The sequence below is a fragment of the Flavobacterium sp. RNTU_13 genome, assembly GCF_046614455.1.
Classification (GTDB): domain Bacteria; phylum Bacteroidota; class Bacteroidia; order Flavobacteriales; family Flavobacteriaceae; genus Flavobacterium.
Window position 1 is genome coordinate 807,961 of the sequence record NZ_JBKJHB010000001.1, and the last position, 17,352, is coordinate 825,312.

The following is a 17,352-nucleotide window of genomic DNA, read 5'->3' on the forward strand; positions in this document are numbered from 1 at the left end:
TATTTAGCGTCCCATATGAATTAACAGTACAGAAACGTCCGCCGGAGTTACTCCGCTAATACGCGAAGCCTGAGAAATGGTTACCGGGCGAATCTTTTTCATTTTTTCGCGCGCCTCATACGAAAGCGACTTTATTTTATCGTAATCAAAGTTATCAGGAATTTTAACATCCTCCAACCTGTTTAGCTTATCGGCGTTATTTTTTTCCTTTTCAATATACCCTGAGTACTTCACCTGGATTTCTGCCTGCTCCACAATTTCACGATCCAAATTATGTTCAACGATATACTCCTGCACTTTCTCAAACTTAAGAATATCCTCCAGCTCTATTTGTGGACGCGAAAATACTTTAAACATCTTATCCGGCTGAGAAATTGGAGCTGATTCTTTAGACTCTAATATAGGATTAGTTTCTGCAACCGTTACACTAGTTTCTTTAAAGAAATTTACAAAAGCCTCGCTTTTCTCTTGTTTATACTCCATTCTGCGTAAACGCTCATCAGAAGCAAGACCTATAGCATGTGCGATTGGCGTAAGCCTGAAATCGGCGTTATCCTGACGTAATAACGTGCGGTATTCCGCGCGAGATGTAAACATACGGTAAGGCTCTTCGGTACCTTTTGTAATAAGGTCGTCAATCAGCACGCCTATGTACGCTTCATTACGCTTAAGAATTAACGATTCTTTTTCCTGTACTTTAAGCGCAGCATTTATACCAGCCATTAAACCTTGTGCAGCGGCTTCCTCGTAACCGGTAGTACCGTTAATTTGCCCTGCAAAAAACAACCCATCTACCAGCTTTGTTTCAAGCGTGTGCTTAAGCTGTGTAGGCGGGAAATAATCATACTCTATAGCATAACCCGGACGGAAGAATTTTACATTCTCAAAACCGGCTACACTACGTAATGCTTTAAACTGAACATCCTCCGGAAGGGAGGTACTAAATCCGTTTACGTATACTTCGACCGTATTCCATCCCTCAGGCTCTACAAAAATCTGATGACGGTCCTTATCTGCAAAACGATTAATTTTATCTTCTATAGATGGGCAGTAACGCGGGCCTAGGCTTTTTATCCTACCATTAAACATAGGCGAACGGTCAAATCCCTCACGCAGCAAATCGTGTACCTCGTTACTAGTATACGTCATATAGCAAGAACGCTGTTCTACTAGCGGCTTTGTTATATCCAGGTAAGAAAACTTATCTGGGTTAACATCGCCAGGTTGCTCTACCATTTTAGTATAATCAAGAGAACGCCCATCTACACGAGGAGGCGTTCCTGTCTTCATACGGCCGGCAGTAAAACCAGCAGCAACTAAATCTTCGGTAATACCATACGAAGCACTCTCTCCTGCCCTGCCACCGCCAAACTGTTTCTCTCCAATATGGATTAAACCATTAAGGAAAGTACCATTAGTAAGCACTACGGTTTTGGCTTTAATTTCTATTCCAAGCGAAGTTCTTACACCCTTAACCTGTCCGTTTTCTATAATCAATCCCTTTACCATTTCCTGGTAAAAATCAAGATTACGGGTACCTTCAAGCATTAGCCTCCACTCTTCCGCAAAGCGCATACGGTCGCTCTGAGCGCGCGGACTCCACATAGCAGGACCTTTACTTTTATTCAGCATCTTGAACTGAATAGCGGTCTTGTCTGTCACAATACCGCTATACCCGCCAAGTGCATCAATCTCACGGACAATTTGCCCTTTTGCAATACCACCCATAGCGGGATTGCAAGACATCTGCGCTATGTTTTGCAAACTCATTGTAACCAGTAGCGTACTGCAGCCCATATTAGCTGCTGCCGCCGCAGCTTCGCTGCCAGCGTGCCCCGCACCCACCACAATTACATCATATTCTTCCTGAAACATTGTATTCCTTTCTATTCGTTTTGTTCCACGTGGAACAGAATTAATTTATTTTTTTCTCGTGTTCCACGTGGAACACGATGCCAAAGTATCACGAGTAAAAGTTCCACGTGGAACAATTAAACGAAACTGGAGGGTATTTAAGCTATTGTTCCACGTGGAACAACTTCATTTTTTCTTCCTCTTTAGAGCGCATAAGCTGTTCGTCTGCTTCCGACTTATCTTTATAACCGCAATAATGTAATACGCCGTGAGCCATAACCCTACGGAGTTCTTCCTCGAAAGAGACATTAAAGTCAGCAGCATTATCTTTAACACGCTCCACAGAAATGAAAATATCTCCACTAATAAGATTACCCATAGTGTAATCAAAACTTATAATATCTGTAAGTGTATCGTGGTTTAAAAACTCTATATTTTTTTCTAGAAGATAAGCATCATCACAGAAGATATAATTGATTTCACCTTCCGTTTTATCTTCACTTTCTATAACCTGCGAAATCCAGTTTTCATACTGCTCCTCGTTAGGTATTTCAAAATCCGTTTCGTAATTAAAACTAATCATTGCTCTTAAAATAGGTTTGTACCTTTTGATTAAAATTCGGGCGCAAAGGTAGTGGTTGTCTGTTCAATATCTCAACACTATTCAGATAATCTTTTAAAGATTCCGGAAGCGGTGTAGCGGTATTATTAAACTCTTTTTTATTTGTTTCACTTTGCCTTTTATTATCTTGCCCCTGTTGCAGCATGGCTTTATCCAATTTCAGCAAATCCTGTTTAAGGTTTTGCATACGCTGCAGGGTTTCGTTTTTAAAACCTTTATCTAACAGTTGCTTTTCTATCTCCTTCATTTGGCGTAACGCATTTTGTCCGTTGCCACCCATACCTGTTTTGTCCAATAATTGTTGTAGCTGCTCCCTAAGCTTCTGTTGTTCCTTGTAAATTTCCATTATACGTTCTGCATTCCCTTCGCCATCGCTGCCTTCACCATCGCCTTGTCCTCCACTCTGCCCGGTTTTACTGCCCGGTTTTTTACCACCTTCGTTTTGACTGTTGCCTTCCTTATCGCCCTTTTGCTTTCCGTTTTTATCACCTTCCTTCTGGCCCTCTTTCTCCCCTTTGCCTTGTCCTTGCTGCATACCCTGCTGCATTTTTTGAGACAGACCCTGTTGCTTCTGGATGATATCAGAAAGCTGTACATCTTTACCCTGTTTGCCTTTTGATTTACCTGAACCCTGCCCCATACCACTCATTTGCATTTGCATATTGTTTAAGGCATCAGCAAGAAAATCGGCAAGCCTGTTAGCCGAGGTAACAGCAAACTGCTGGTTACTGGTACCACGTGGTACCAGGTTTTCGGCTAGGTCGTCTATAGCCTTATCTACGTAATAATGTACCTGACCAACCTCCTTGGTGATGTTATCTGATATCTTCGGGTTACGTAACGACAGTGCAAAAAGACTGTCGTCTACATGCCCAAATTGTACTTTAAGATCTTGTTGTTTTTTTAGGTATTTGGCAAAGTTAGCATTACGGGCACCGGCATTTTTAAACTGGCCCATAACATCCTCCTGAGAGAATGAGTAAGCCAAAAGATTGTCTAGTATCTGGCGTAGCATTTTTACATCCTCCTCCATTTGTTCCTGCTGTCCGCCCTGCATCGACGATTGCATTTTGCTACCCATTTGTTTCATTTTATTGGCAGCACTTTTTTGCTTCGGCTTGGCTTTATCCTGTTTACTTTTTTGGTCGCCGCTTTCTTTTTGCAGTTCGTCTTGCGCCTTATCCATATCCTGGTCTATGCTCTGCTCCTGCTTTTCATCTACCGGAATATCCATAGGTTTTTTAAGCTGCTGGTTTTGCTTATCCAGTTCACGCATTTCTTTCTGAAGCTTGTCAAACTCCTTTTTCAACTCAGCTTGTTCCTTTGCATTGTTATCTTTACTGTCGGCCAGTTTCTCCTGCTTATCGCCAAGTTGGTTTAGTTTTTCAGAAATCTGCTCTGCTTTTTTCTCTACATAAAAACGCTTGGTAAGTTCTACAAGCTGTTCTAAACTCTTGTTTTGATCCTTGCTTTGCTGTTTCAGCTTGTCAACTTTATCAAACAATTCTTCCTGCTGAAGCTTATTTGTAAGGTCTTTTAACTCGTCTAAAAGTTTCTTGTTTTTTTCTGATTCATTTTCATTTTTCTCTAAGCGTTTCATCAATTCTTCCTTAAGCTCATCTTTCTTTTCAGGAAGAAATTTCTCCAGATTTTCTTTAAGCTGCTTGCTTAGTTCCTGCTTGCGCTCTTCTAACTGCTGTTGTTTATTTATAAAATCCTGAACCTTTTTCTGGTCTTTAAAATCCAGGTTATTTTTCTCCTTACCCATTTGCTGAAGTTTATCCAGCTCTGAGTTTTGCTTGTTTTGGTTTTTTATTGACTTTTCAAGATTGCCAATATTACTGTTCTGTTCCTGCAACGCTTTTTCCTGCTGCTCATCGCCGGTAAGTTCTTTATGAGAAAATACAGACGACTTGGTACTCTTAAACCCATGCACGGCATCGTTATCAAAAACCTCGAAATAATATTCGTACACTACGCCGGGTTGTATGCTTAAGCCGTTAGGGAAACTGTAGTAAAACCTGTCTACAGTTCCCTTCTTAACCGGCAATGTTCCACGTTTGGCAATGGCAGGATTATCCTGAGGGTAATACACCACGTGAAGCTTGGTAAGGCCGTTATCATCGCTTACCTGGCCCAGTACAATCTCTTTTTTCAGCTTTAAACTGTCGGGCGCACTCTGTGCGGTAATGGTAGGGTACTGATCTTTAATGGTAGAAATCTGATATTGCAGCTTTTCGTGGTTTTTTACCTTATTATTTGATGTAAGAATTTGATATTCTGTGTTTTGAAGTATATTTTTACTTAAACTAAAGCTGTTTTCGTTGTTTACGAAGTTAGTAGCAGCATTATTAGCCATCCATTGTACGCTTGTAGTAGCAAGGGCATCTATTTTCCAGGTTACCTTAGTGCCTTCTGGTACTATAGCGTTACCGGTACCTTTAACCACCTCGTTCTTTTTACCAAGGTATGATGGAAACTGAAGTACCATTTCAAAATTAGCAATCGTAGGTACGGCAACCACTTCCAGCTCGTAAGGTTTGCTCTCTACGTTATTTGCCGAAAGCTGAAAACTAATTGCTTTAGTAGGCTTTTCGAAACGATACGTAAAGACTCCCGGTTTTGTACTCTCCAGGTAGTAATGCTCCTCCCCTATGTTTATCATGGCGTTTTCCGGAACTACATTACCCACAGTTTTTACTTCGAGTAAAAAGTCGGTGTCCTGCTGTGCTATCAGTTGTTTATTAACAACAACAAACTCAAACGGAGCCGGTGGTGCATAGTGGGTGTTATAATTAACAACACGGGTAAAGCTGTTAGTAATAACCGCACCATTACCGCTTACAAAAAACAAAAGCAGTAATAGTAACGGAACTATTGCATACGGCAGGTACTTTACATTCTTTTTAAAATTAATGGCATTAGCAAACGGTACCGGTTGCAGGCTGTTTGCCTTTTGCTCTATAGACGCCAGTAATAGCTCGCTTTGTTCCGGCGCATTACTCAGCTGCAGAAAATTGGTAAGCTTATCGCTCACTTCACTAAAGTGATTGCCAATGATTGCCGAAGCCTGTTTATAATCAATACCCTTTTGGAGCTTGAATAATTTAAACAACGGAAACAAAATAAAACGGCCCAGCAACAGGATTTCTACAGTTATGAACAACCAGAACAGCGCGGTCCTCCCCTTTTCGGGTAGCCACAGGAAATATTCTATGAGGAACGTAACTATAAAATAAAGTAGTCCTAAACCCGTAAAGAAAATTGTTCCACGAATAACTTCATTGGTATAATACTTCTTTATAAAGGCTTCGAGCTTGGCGTATATGATGGTTTTTGCTTCCAAATTGTGTATAAATTAACTACCGTTGTTAATAACCGATAAAATTACAAATTATCCCGTTAGTAAAAACGGATTTTTTCAGGATACATTGTTGATAACAAGTGGATCTGTTTATTTGTAGATTCGTGTATTCGGGTCTTACTCACATACAAACAAATTGACAAATCCACGAATTAACAAATCCACCCCAAAAACCTATCTTTGCATAAAAATTTACAACATCATGTCTAAACCGGTACGCGTGCGTTTTGCACCAAGCCCTACTGGCCCGCTACACATAGGCGGTGTACGTACGGCATTATTTAATTATCTGTTTGCCAAGAAACACGGCGGAACCTTTTACCTGCGTGTAGAAGATACCGACCAAAACCGTTTTGTACCCGGAGCCGAAGAATACATAGTGGAAGCACTAAACTGGCTGGGTATCCCATTTGATGAAGGTGTGGGTAAAAATGAAAAATTTGGCCCGTACCGCCAAAGCGAACGCAAAGAAATATACGAACAGTATGCCAAGCAGCTTATAGAAGGCGGATGGGCGTACTATGCTTTTGATACTGCCGAAGCATTAGACGAAGCCCGTAAAGCAGAAGAAGCCGAAGGAAAAACCTTTATATACAACCATACCACACGTGGAACACTAGATAACTCACTAAACCTTTCGGCAGAAGAAACCGCTACAAGGATAAACAACGGTGAGCACTATGTGGTACGCTTTAAAGTACCTGTAGGCGAAAAACTATTGCTACACGATATTATTCGTGGTGAGGTAGAATTTGATACCAACCTGCTGGACGATAAGGTTCTTTACAAAAGCGATGGTATGCCTACCTATCACCTGGCTAACATTGTAGACGACCACCTTATGGAAACTAGCCACGTAATTCGTGGTGAGGAATGGTTGCCTTCTATGCCACTGCACGTATTGTTATACAGGGCTTTCCAGTGGGAAGCACCTGAGTTTGCCCACCTGCCGCTTATCCTTAAACCAATAGGAAACGGTAAACTAAGCAAGCGCGATGGTGATAAAATGGGCTTCCCGGTTTTCCCATTAGAATGGAAAAACGCCGATGGTACATCGTCTATGGGTTACCGTGAGCAGGGCTTCCTTCCTGAAGCAGTTATTAACTTCCTGGCGCTACTGGGTTGGAATCCGGGTACCGAGCAGGAGCTGTTTACCCTGGATGAGCTGGTACAAATATTTGACCTAGAAAGGGTACATAAGGCAGGAGCTAAATTTAATCCTGAAAAAAATACATGGTTTAATCACCAGTATTTCCAAAGGCAGGAAAATGATGTACTGGCAAAAGAATTTAGCCATACCCTACTGGAGAAAGGAATTAACGTTCCGGTTGAAACCGTATCGCGCGTGGTAGGCCTGGTTAAAGAACGTGCATCGTTTGCATCGCAACTCTGGGATTTAAGCCATTACTTCTTTGTAGCACCTGAATCGTTTGACGAAAAGGCTGCAGCAAAGCAATGGAAGCCCGATACAAGCGCTCTACTGAATGAACTGGCTAAGGAACTACAAAATACCTTAGACTTTAGTTCTGCCAACACAGAAAGCGTTGTAAAGGCCTGGGTAGAACAAAAAGGCATAGGTATAGGTAAAGTTATGGCACCGCTGCGTTTAAGCCTTGTAGGCGAATTACAGGGGCCTCACCTGTATGATATCATGGAAATCATTGGTAAGGAGGAAACACTTAAACGTATTGCGAAAGCAACCGCTACATTATAAAAATTTTAAAGCCCCTGTAACAAGGGGCTTTTTTTTGCGTATAACTAGTATATAACAATTAAAAACCAATTTACTAATGGGTGTAGCATTTCTCTTTTTTCTATTCCTGGGGGTTGTAGTCCTCTTTTTAGGAATTTTTACCGTAAAACAGCAAACCGCCGTAATCATAGAGCGTTTTGGTAAATTTAACAGCATACGGCAGGCAGGCTTACAGTTTAAAATTCCGTTTGTAGACAAACAGGCCGGGAGGATTAACCTTAAAATCCAGCAGCTTGATGTAATCATTGAAACCAAAACCAAAGAAAACGTATTTGTAAAAATGAAGGTTTCGGTACAGTTTAAAGTAATACAGGAAAAGGTGTACGAGGCCTTTTACAGGCTGGAGTATCCGCATGACCAGATTACTTCTTATGTATTTGACGTTGTACGTGCCGAAGTACCTAAGCTAAAGCTGGATGATGTTTTTGAACGTAAAGACGACATAGCCATTGCCGTAAAACGCGAACTTAATGAAGCTATGACAACGTATGGTTATGACATCATAAACACGCTGATTACTGATATAGACCCGGATCCTCAGGTAAAAAATGCCATGAACCGTATTAACGCTGCCGACCGCGAAAAAGCTGCCGCAGAATACGAAGCCGAAGCCCAACGTATACGTATTGTAGCAAAAGCTAAGGCAGAAGCCGAAAGTAAAAGGCTACAAGGTCAGGGTATTGCAGACCAGCGACGTGAAATAGCAAGGGGACTTGTAGAGAGTGTAGATACACTAAATAAAGTGGGTATTAACAGCCAGGAAGCCTCTGCTCTTATAGTAGTAACGCAGCACTATGACACACTACAGGCAATAGGTAGTGATACTAACAGCAACCTGATACTGCTACCAAATACACCTCAGGCAGCAAATGATATGCTTAACAACATGATTGTTTCTTTTGCAGCAAGCAACCAGGTAAATGAGCAACTTAAAAAAGGTGGCAAAAATAAACCTGCCGAGCATAAACCGTACCTGGATAACCCGGACAATGCGCACGAAAAAAATGACTAACTTTTGTAATGCCTTCTGTAAAGAGGGCATTTTTTTTACCTAATCATTAAACCAAAGGCATAACCTGCAGTCTTATAAGTAACTATAAACTGTAAATGTTATGAAAATTAATTTTTTAAGGCTGGTGGTATTAGTAAGTGTACTTACTGCGGCCAATGCTTCTGCACAAGATGCCACACAAAAACCAAAGCGCGATCCGGAAAAGATGTTTGCCAGCATAGATACTGATGCTGACGGTAAAATAAGTAAAAACGAGGCTGCGAAAGCAGAACGCCCAATGCTTAGCAACCGTTTTGATGAAATAGATACAAACAAAGACACGTATCTTGACAAAGATGAACTTAAAGCCTTTAGGGAGAAACAAAGAGCTAACAGAAAACAGAAACAGGAATAATGAAAAGGCTACCGTTATGGGTAGCCTTTTTAATTTTATGCCGTTAAAAAACGTATTTTTTAAGTAATCTAAATATTACGTACAAAACAAAAGCCACCGAAGCAATCATAAACAACTGCCATGCAAAAAGGCCAAACGAAAAGTCATTAGATGTAAATTCCATATATAATTGGTTTGAAGGGATTTAAGCAAATATAAAAAAAAGGCTACCATAAAGGTAGCCAAAAAGCAAAAAAAATAATGTGTATAGTAAAGTATGAAAATTATAAGATTTTCTTTAAAAGCCATGCCATTGCAGCACTTTTTATAGGACCGGAAAACATACCTAAAAAGCTAAAAATCTTTTTTGGGGTATCCCCTATTATGTTTCCGGGTTCCAGGCTTTCTTTAGTAGTATCAAGGCTGCGCTTAAACTTGGCATAAGCAAGATCTCGCTCTACCTTTTTTATTTCTAGTTCTTTGTTTATTTCTTCAAAGCTGCGGTATACTTTTATTTGCATGGCTTAGTCGTATTTTTTAAAAAACATTCTTGAAAAAGTGGCAAGCAGCGGGCCTTCCACAATCTTATCCTGAACTTTGTATATTACAACCGCCAGCAGCAGGTATATTAGCCCTACTATAAGGAAACCGTATGCATGATTATCTAGCCAGTAACCTATACCCAAAGCCAGGGCAATAGAAAAAAATACTGTTACAATAACCAGCATGGTAGCCAGCAGAAACAGTTTGAGCATTTGTGCAGTGCTCTTCATTAGTAACTTAAACGCCCAAAGCTTATAGTAGGCAAAACTACTGTCTATAAGATTTTTGGTTTCGTTTTTAAGCTCTTCTGCGTTTTCTTTTATCTCTTCAAATGCCATGGCTATGGATTGGTTTATATCATGTTAGTTAGCTGACGGGGTAGACGCCTTAGCGTTTTGTTTAAGCTCTTCTAATTTTTTTTCAAGTGTAGCAATAACTTCGTCTGCCTTATCTTCTACATTTGCTACAAGCTGATCAAGGCCTGCTTCAATGTCTTGCTGAGCATACCCGAATTTACTTTTTACAGTTTCAGCAAAATCACCAAGCTTTTCTCTTAATTCGTCTGCTTTCTGGGTAGCACCGTCTTTAATTTTCTTTCTTGTTTTTTTTCCTTCGTCTGGAGCGAATAAGATTCCTAATGCTGCTCCTACCGCCGCACCTGCAAGTACGGCTACAACTGTTGATGTTTTACCAGCCATAATTATAAGTTTTAATTATTAAAATTCGTTTTTCAATTAACTCTTATAAAGGTAGCAAATATTAACATACCCTCCTTGTTAATATGTGGTTAATTTACCCATAAAAAAGACCAAAAATTAAAATAAAGCGATTTAAGAAGACTTTATAATAATAGATGATAATTATCATTACCTGATTTTAAAAATCGATTATAAATAAGATATGAAAGTCACTTTTAATATAATAAAACTATGTATTTTATACTTTTAATTGATTTTATATATAATAGTAAATTACTATCATAATTAATTAAAACAATACATAATATTTATAAAAACAAAAACCGGAGCTATAAACTCCGGTTTTGTAAAAATACATAGTTGTTAAAAACTATTCTTTGCTTTCTACCTTAGCCCAAGTATCTCTAAGGCCTACAGTTTTGTTGAAAACTAACTTCTCAGCATTGGTATCTGTATCTACACAGAAATAACCAAGGCGTTGGAACTGATACCTCTCCCCTGCTTCTGCACTTTTAAGTGAAGGCTCCAGGTAACCCGTTATAACGCTAAGCGAATTAGGATTAATGTATTCTTTAAAGTCAACATCTTTATCGCCGTCAGGGTTTTCGTGGGTAAATAACCTGTCATAAATGCGCACTTCAGCCTTAACAGCGTGTGCTACAGAAACCCAATGTATGGTACCTTTAATTTTTCTTAAAGAAGCTTCGGTACCGCTACCACTCTTACTATCAGCATCGTAGGTAGCATGGATTTCAGTTATGTTTCCGTCTGCATCTTTAATCACACTTTCACCTTTAATAATATAAGCATTTTTAAGGCGTACTTCTTTACCCAGTGTAAGGCGGAAATATTTACTGTTAGCGTTTTCCATAAAGTCTTCGCGCTCTATGTACAGCTCACGGCTAAATGGAACTTCGCGGAAACCTGCCGACTCATCTTCAGGATTGTTTTCTGCTTCCAGCCATTCTTCCTGCCCTTCAGGGTAGTTTGTAATAACCAGTTTTACAGGGTCTAAAACTGCCATAACACGTGGGGCTGTTTTGTTAAGCTCCTCGCGTACACAAAATTCCAGTACGCTTACATCTACAAGGTTAGTACGCTTTGCAATTCCTATGGTATCTGCAAAGTTTACAATAGCCTGTGGCGGGTAACCCCTGCGGCGCATACCGCTTATGGTACTCATACGCGGGTCATCCCATCCGGTAACGTAATTTTCCTGAACCAGTTGCAGCAGCTTACGCTTACTTACAACCGTATGGCTAAGGTTACGGCGTGCAAACTCGCGCTGTTTAGGGCGGGTGTTAGCGCTATCATATATTTGGTCAAGGAACCAGTCGTACAATTCCCTGTGCATCATAAACTCCAGTGTACAAAGCGAGTGCGACACCGCTTCAAGGTAATCGCTTTCTCCGTGTGCCCAGTCGTACATAGGGTATATACACCATTTATCGCCACTGCGGTGATGGTGTTTGTGTAGTATACGGTACATAATAGGATCGCGCATAAGCATATTACTGCTTGCCATATCTATTTTAGCACGCAGTACGTGTGTACCTTCCTTAAATTCACCATTTTTCATGGCTTCAAAAAGGCTAAGGTTTTCTTCTACGCTTCGGTTACGGTATGGGCTTTCGGTACCCGGCTGGCTTGGTGTACCTTTTTGTTTTGCCATATCCTCAGAGCTTTGGCTGTCTACGTAAGCCTTACCATTTTTTATAAATGTTACAGCCCAGTTGTACAGATCCTGGAAATAATCAGACGCATAACGCTCCTCTGCCCAGCTAAAACCAAGCCACTCTACATCGCGTTTAATGGCGTCTACATACTCCTGCTCTTCTTTAGCAGGGTTGGTATCGTCAAAACGCAGGTTTACAGGGGCATTATACTTAAGTCCTAACCCAAAGTTAAGGCATATAGAACTCGCATGACCCACGTGTAGGTAACCATTTGGCTCCGGCGGAAAACGGAAACGTAATTTGTCTTTAGGAAAACCATTGGCCAGATCTTCCTCAATAATCTGTTCAATAAAATTCAGCGAACGCTCTTCGGTTGACATATATTTTCTGTTATAAGACTGCAAATGTAGTTAATTAGTAGCAAAGTTTCTGAGATGCTGAGTTACTTAGTTTCTGAGTTTATAATAGCTTTTTAAAAAACTAAGCAGCTCAGTAACTCAGTAGCTTTTTAAAACTTTGTAACTTTGTATCTCAGAAACTAAGTAACTCAGAGACTTTTAAAAAATGGGTATTATTAAGCTACAAAACATACGAACGTTTTCGTTTCACGGTTGCCTTAATGAGGAGGCCAAAATAGGCAGCGACTATCGTGTAGACCTGGAAATTAAAGCAGACCTGCGTAAAAGTATGGTTACAGATGAACTGGCTGATACGGTAGATTATGTGCAGCTAAACCGCATAGTAACCGAAGAAATGGCCATACGCAGTAAATTACTGGAACACGTGGCACAGCGCATTGTAAAACGTATTTTTGCCGAACTGCCACAGGTAAGCCGTATACAGGTAGCGGTAAGTAAAATTAATCCTCCTATTGGTGGCGATGTAGAGGCGGTAACCATACAGGTAGAGGAGTTTCGTGCCTGATTATTGTGAATTTTGAATTATAAATTTTAAATGAAAGCGATTTATATTCAAACCGTTAGAAAAAAGTGTGCTACAAATGTGAGGTAAATGTGGTAAAATTTAAAAATTTATGTACATTTGCCATCCAAAATAATGGCATCTTGGCCGAGCGGCTAGGCACAGGTCTGCAAAACCTGCTACAGCGGTTCGAATCCGCTAGATGCCTCCAAACAAAAAACTCCTTTATTACTAAAGGAGTTTTTTTATTTTGTAGCGGTTTATATTTAATGCTGTTCCTGATGTTCTACCTCATTTATGGCCTTTTTAAATCGCTCAGGAAACCAACCCTGAACTAATAATGCCAAGCCAAAAACCATAAGTATTACGCTTATTGCCTGCTTTATCTTCATAATGTTACGGGTAGTAAGTTTACTTCGAAGCTGTTTTGCAAGGCCTATTTTGCACAAGTCTACAGCAAAATAAGCGCATATAACAGAGATGAAAAATACCAGTATGCGTGTAGGATCCATATCTAATTTAGGACCCCAGGTAATTATTATGGCAAGCCAGAAACCCAGTACGCCTATGTTTATAAAATTAAGCAGGAAACCTTTTATAAAAAGGCTCATGTAATCTTTACGGATAATGTCTTTGCTTGCGTCGTCTACCAAATCATTTTTACTTACTTTCTTTAGCTTCATTAGTGAAATAAAACCGTAAGTAAACATAACGAGCCCGCCAAATATAAATAAGGCAGGCTCGTCTTTTATTTTTTCAAGCAGTTTGTAGCTGCTAAAATACGCTATAAGTATAAAAACTATATCTGAAGTAATGGCGCCCAGGTCGAAGGCTATGGCTGCCTTAAAACCTTTTAAAACACTGGTTTCGAGCAGTACAAAAAATACGGCTCCCGGCATTATGCTCAGAAAAAAACCCAGTGGAATAGCGCTTAAAATATCTTGTATCATCAAGTCGGTTTAACGATGCAAGATACATTTTTTAATTATCATTAAAAAATAGGCGTTTATTTTACCACTATATTACCTCCGGCCACGGTTTTTTGGTTAACCTGTTTTGGCTTGCCATAAATGTAAATATTACCCCCTGCCCTGGTTTTCGCATCTACAAAATCAGTGGCAAATATTTCTGCTGTACCTCCTGCGTTTAGTGTAATCGTAGTTTGCTGCGTAGTAAGCTCTGTAGCCTGTAGCGTAGCACCAGAAGACATAGTTACATCGCTGTTTTTAACGTTGCCTTTAAGCTCCAGTTTACCACCGGCATTTGCCTTAACTTTTAACCTGTCTGTATCTATTTTAAGCACCACTTTTGCACCTTCTTTTGCATTAACATCAAAGGCAATGCTTTTAAACGTATCCGGAGATGTTACTGTAGCGCCTTCACTAGCCTCTACCCTATCTATTTTACCGGTGTAGTACAGCGTAGCCTCTACGTTTTCGCCGCTAAAAATTTTGGTTACTTTCATCCTTATCTTAAGATCGCCGTTTACAGTTACTACCTCTACATCATCGGCATTGGCACCACGCAGTTCTATCTTGTTTTCAGTAGCATGCATCATGGTAACGTTTATCCTGTCAAACGCCCTTACTGCAGTAAAGTCGCCCAAATTTTGCGTTTTCTGAGCGTTTATAAGTTGGCTCAAACCTATAAAGGCTACTATCAATAGCTTTTTCATACTTTGTTTTTTAAAAAATTGTTGATATTACTTACAAAGTAACGCTAACAGCAAAGACAATGCCGTTAAAAACTTGTTACACTTTTTGCAAAGTTTTTCTAATAAAAAAGCCGGGCTTAAGCTTCTATTGTGTTTAAAAAGAAAACTTATTCCCGGCAATTACATTTTGTAAAACAACTATTCTGCGTTTTTCCTTAAAAAGGTAAAGTCAAGCTGTTTTTTAACAAGGTCGGCATTTTTAACCTTTACCCATACCTCGTCGCCCAGCTGTAGCAGGTTATGAGTAACCTGTCCTACAAGGGCATATTGCTTTTCGTCAAAGGTGTAATAGTCGTCCCTGATTTCGCGTATACGGCACATGCCCTCACACTTGTTCGAAACAATCTCTACATAAATACCCCACTCTGTAACGCCGGAAATTACACCCAGGAATTCTTCATCTTTATGATCCAGCATGTATTTAACCTGCATGTATTTTATGCTGTCGCGCTCTGCATTAGCTGCAAGGTTTTCCATATTGCTGGAGTGCGCACACATTTCTTCGTAATGCTCTGCATCGGCTGATTTACCACCATCGAGGTAGTGCTGTAACAGCCTGTGCGCCATAACATCGGGGTAGCGCCTTATGGGTGACGTAAAGTGCGAATAATAATCAAACGCCAGCCCGTAGTGCCCTATGTTCTGGGTGCTGTATTTTGCCTTGCTCATGCTTCGTATAGCCAGGGTATCTACAAGGTTCTGTTCTTTTTTCCCCTGAACTTCGGTAAGCAGGTTATTAAGCGATTTAGAGATATCGTTTTTAGACCTGAAATTTATTTTATAACCAAATTTAGAAATAACCGTTTGCAGGTTTATAAGCTTATCTTCATCCGGCTCGTCGTGAATACGGTATACAAATGTTTTTTCAGGTTTTTGCTTACCAATAAACTCAGCTACTTTACGGTTAGCCAGCAGCATAAACTCCTCTATCAGGTGGTTAGCATCTTTAGCTACTTTAAAATACACCCCTGTAGGTTCTGCCTGTTCGTTAAGGTGGAATTTTACTTCAACCTTATCAAACGAAATGGCACCGTTTGCCATGCGCTTACGGCGAAGTATCTTAGCCAGATCATCCATTTTAAGCGTTGCAGAGCGAATATCTTCGCTAACGGTATACTCTGTACCAGTTAACGATATTTCGGCCGGTATAGTGGCGCTTTTTGTTTCAATAATGCTTTGTGCTTCTTCGTAGGCAAAACGCTGGTCGCTGTAAATTACCGTACGGCCAAACCATTGGTTTACTACTTCTGCCCTTTCGTTTAGCTCAAATATGGCCGAAAAGGTATATTTTTCCTCGTTAGGGCGCAGTGAACATGCAAAGTTACTCAGTACCTCTGGCAGCATAGGTACAACCCTGTCTACCAGGTATACCGATGTGGCGCGTTTGTAAGCCTCCTGGTCCAGTATGGTACCTTCCTGCAGGTAGTGCGATACATCTGCAATGTGGATACCTATTTCGTAATTACCATTTTCAAGTTTTTGGAAACTCAGTGCATCATCAAAATCCTTTGCATCTTTAGGGTCTATGGTAAAGGTAAGTACATTCCTCATATCCCTGCGTTTAGCAATTTCTTCCGGGTGAATTTCGGTATCCAGCTTTTGTGCAAATACTTCTACATCTACCGGGAAATCATACGGAAGCCCGTACTCTGCGAGTATGGCATGTATTTCTGTATTGTGCTCACCCGGTTTACCTAGTACCTTAAGAACCTGGCCAAAGGGGCTGTCGGCCTTAGCAGGCCAGTCGTCCAGGTTAACCAGTACAACATCTCCATTCTGGGCATTGCCTATTTTATCTTTAGGGATAAAAATATCGGTATACATCTTAGGGTTTGCAGTGCTTACAAAAGCAAAGTTCTTTTGAATATCTATAACACCTACAAACTCTGTTTTTTTACGTTCTATGATTTCAACCACTTCGCCTTCAGGCCTTCTGCCTTTACGGCGGTTGTATATGTATACCTTTACCTTATCGCCATCCAGGGCTTTGTTAAGGTTATTAGTGGGTATAAACACATCGTCTTCAAGATCAGGAGCTACAAAGTATGCTGTTTTACGGCTGGTCATATCTATAACGCCTTCTACATATTCTGTTTTACTCAGCACCCTGTATTTACCGCGCTCTACCTCTTCTATGTTTTCCTTGGCAGCCAAGAACTTAAGTTCCTTTATAATCTCGTTACGGCTTTTAGTATCATCCAGCTGCAGTACGGCTGCTATTTGCTTGTAGTTAAATGTTTTATTAGGGTCTTTGGCAAGTATCTTATAAATCTTTCCCGAAAAATCTTTTTCCTTTTTGGCTGTTGGTTTGCCTTTCTTCTTACTCATAATTCATTCTAAATATGCGGAAATTTACGAATAACTATCAGAATTATAAGACATGTTAAAGAAATAATAACGTTTAAATACGTAATTTTATATGCAACAAGGCCTTTAAAACCCTAACTATGAAACACTTTGTAACAGCGGCTATCTTTACTTATCCTCATGAAATAACCATACTAAAACACTTACTGGAAGAAGCCGGCCTGCAGTTTTACTTTGAAAACGAAACCATGGCCAGTGTAGTTCCCCTATACACACACGCACTGGGCGGCATAAAACTTAAGGTACACAAAAACGACCTTAACACCGTAAAAGAAATACTGGACAACTTTAACCACAACAACCATCTTAAAATAATTTAAGCCAAACCTTCTTCAAGGTTTTCAACATTTATAATAAAAACAAAAAAGAAAATTTTTAAAAAATCTTTTTATGATTGTTATTATTGCTTGTTGATATGTGGAATAACTTTTTAAAGCTGGGCTTGTTTTTAGAGT

15 protein-coding genes and 1 tRNA gene are annotated in these 17,352 nt (G+C 40.0%); 6 read left to right on the plus strand and 10 right to left on the minus strand.

All coding sequences use genetic code 11. The features are described from left to right. Positions 1–3 precede the first annotated feature (3 nt). From mnmG to ACLI08_RS03630, 3 genes are all read right to left on the minus strand, one after another. Positions 4–1,875 carry a tRNA uridine-5-carboxymethylaminomethyl(34) synthesis enzyme MnmG gene (gene mnmG, locus ACLI08_RS03620; RefSeq protein WP_411427092.1) on the minus strand — a complete coding sequence of 624 codons (1,872 nt, stop codon included), beginning with the start codon at positions 1,873–1,875 and terminating at the stop codon, positions 4–6. A gap of 142 nt (positions 1,876–2,017) precedes the next feature. After that, entirely contained in the window at positions 2,018–2,437 is a 420-nt protein-coding gene (ybeY, locus tag ACLI08_RS03625) for an rRNA maturation RNase YbeY (protein ID WP_411427093.1), read from the minus strand. Further along, positions 2,430–5,822 (minus strand): hypothetical protein, encoded by a 3,393-nt coding sequence (locus ACLI08_RS03630; protein ID WP_411427094.1) that lies wholly within the window; start codon positions 5,820–5,822, stop codon positions 2,430–2,432. The genes ybeY and ACLI08_RS03630 overlap by 8 nt, the downstream gene beginning before the upstream one ends. Before the next feature lie 220 nt (positions 5,823–6,042). Here ACLI08_RS03630 and gltX point away from each other — a divergent pair, with 220 nt between their 5' ends. The 3 genes from gltX (at position 6,043) to ACLI08_RS03645 (ending at position 8,999) form a co-directional block, all read left to right on the plus strand. Next, positions 6,043–7,554, plus strand: a complete 1,512-nt coding sequence (gene gltX, locus ACLI08_RS03635; RefSeq protein ID WP_411427095.1) for a glutamate--tRNA ligase — start codon at positions 6,043–6,045, stop codon at positions 7,552–7,554. Between the two features lie 76 nt (positions 7,555–7,630). After that, positions 7,631–8,605 carry an SPFH domain-containing protein gene (locus ACLI08_RS03640; RefSeq protein ID WP_411427096.1) on the plus strand — a complete coding sequence of 325 codons (975 nt, stop codon included), beginning with the start codon at positions 7,631–7,633 and terminating at the stop codon, positions 8,603–8,605. Positions 8,606–8,705: 100 nt separating this feature from the next. Continuing rightward, positions 8,706–8,999 (plus strand): hypothetical protein, encoded by a 294-nt coding sequence (locus ACLI08_RS03645; protein WP_411427097.1) that lies wholly within the window; start codon positions 8,706–8,708, stop codon positions 8,997–8,999. Positions 9,000–9,262: 263 nt separating this feature from the next. Here ACLI08_RS03645 and ACLI08_RS03650 read toward each other — a convergent pair whose 3' ends face one another. The 4 genes from ACLI08_RS03650 to ACLI08_RS03665 all read right to left on the minus strand — a co-directional run bounded on the left by ACLI08_RS03650 (position 9,263) and on the right by ACLI08_RS03665 (position 12,275). Beyond that, complete coding sequence (locus tag ACLI08_RS03650) at positions 9,263–9,499, minus strand: DUF6327 family protein (RefSeq protein ID WP_411427098.1); 237 nt, start codon at positions 9,497–9,499, stop codon at positions 9,263–9,265. Positions 9,500–9,502: 3 nt separating this feature from the next. Beyond that, complete coding sequence (locus tag ACLI08_RS03655) at positions 9,503–9,859, minus strand: competence protein (protein ID WP_411427099.1); 357 nt, start codon at positions 9,857–9,859, stop codon at positions 9,503–9,505. 24 nt (positions 9,860–9,883) lie between these two features. Next, complete coding sequence (locus tag ACLI08_RS03660) at positions 9,884–10,219, minus strand: YtxH domain-containing protein (protein ID WP_411427100.1); 336 nt, start codon at positions 10,217–10,219, stop codon at positions 9,884–9,886. A 370-nt stretch (positions 10,220–10,589) separates the two neighbouring features. Continuing rightward, positions 10,590–12,275 (minus strand): glutamine--tRNA ligase/YqeY domain fusion protein, encoded by a 1,686-nt coding sequence (locus ACLI08_RS03665; RefSeq protein ID WP_411427101.1) that lies wholly within the window; start codon positions 12,273–12,275, stop codon positions 10,590–10,592. A gap of 184 nt (positions 12,276–12,459) precedes the next feature. On the opposite strand from ACLI08_RS03665, the gene folB reads away from it, so the two are divergent. Next, complete coding sequence (gene folB, locus ACLI08_RS03670; protein WP_411427102.1) at positions 12,460–12,819, plus strand: dihydroneopterin aldolase; 360 nt, start codon at positions 12,460–12,462, stop codon at positions 12,817–12,819. A gap of 134 nt (positions 12,820–12,953) precedes the next feature. Further along, a tRNA-Cys gene (locus ACLI08_RS03675) sits at positions 12,954–13,027 on the plus strand. A gap of 55 nt (positions 13,028–13,082) precedes the next feature. Here the strand turns inward: ACLI08_RS03675 and ACLI08_RS03680 are convergent. The 3 genes from ACLI08_RS03680 to rnr form a co-directional block, all read right to left on the minus strand. Further along, positions 13,083–13,766, minus strand: a complete 684-nt coding sequence (locus tag ACLI08_RS03680) for a LysE family translocator (RefSeq protein ID WP_411427103.1) — start codon at positions 13,764–13,766, stop codon at positions 13,083–13,085. A gap of 56 nt (positions 13,767–13,822) precedes the next feature. Next, positions 13,823–14,491: a head GIN domain-containing protein gene (locus tag ACLI08_RS03685; protein ID WP_411427104.1), complete on the minus strand. Its 669-nt coding sequence runs from the start codon at positions 14,489–14,491 to the stop codon at positions 13,823–13,825. A 177-nt stretch (positions 14,492–14,668) separates the two neighbouring features. Continuing rightward, complete coding sequence (gene rnr / locus ACLI08_RS03690; RefSeq protein WP_411427105.1) at positions 14,669–16,858, minus strand: ribonuclease R; 2,190 nt, start codon at positions 16,856–16,858, stop codon at positions 14,669–14,671. A gap of 119 nt (positions 16,859–16,977) precedes the next feature. Here rnr and ACLI08_RS03695 point away from each other — a divergent pair, with 119 nt between their 5' ends. Further along, positions 16,978–17,217, plus strand: coding sequence for a DUF2007 domain-containing protein (locus tag ACLI08_RS03695; RefSeq protein WP_411427106.1), 240 nt, complete (start codon positions 16,978–16,980; stop codon positions 17,215–17,217). The last annotated feature ends 135 nt before the right edge of the window (positions 17,218–17,352 follow it).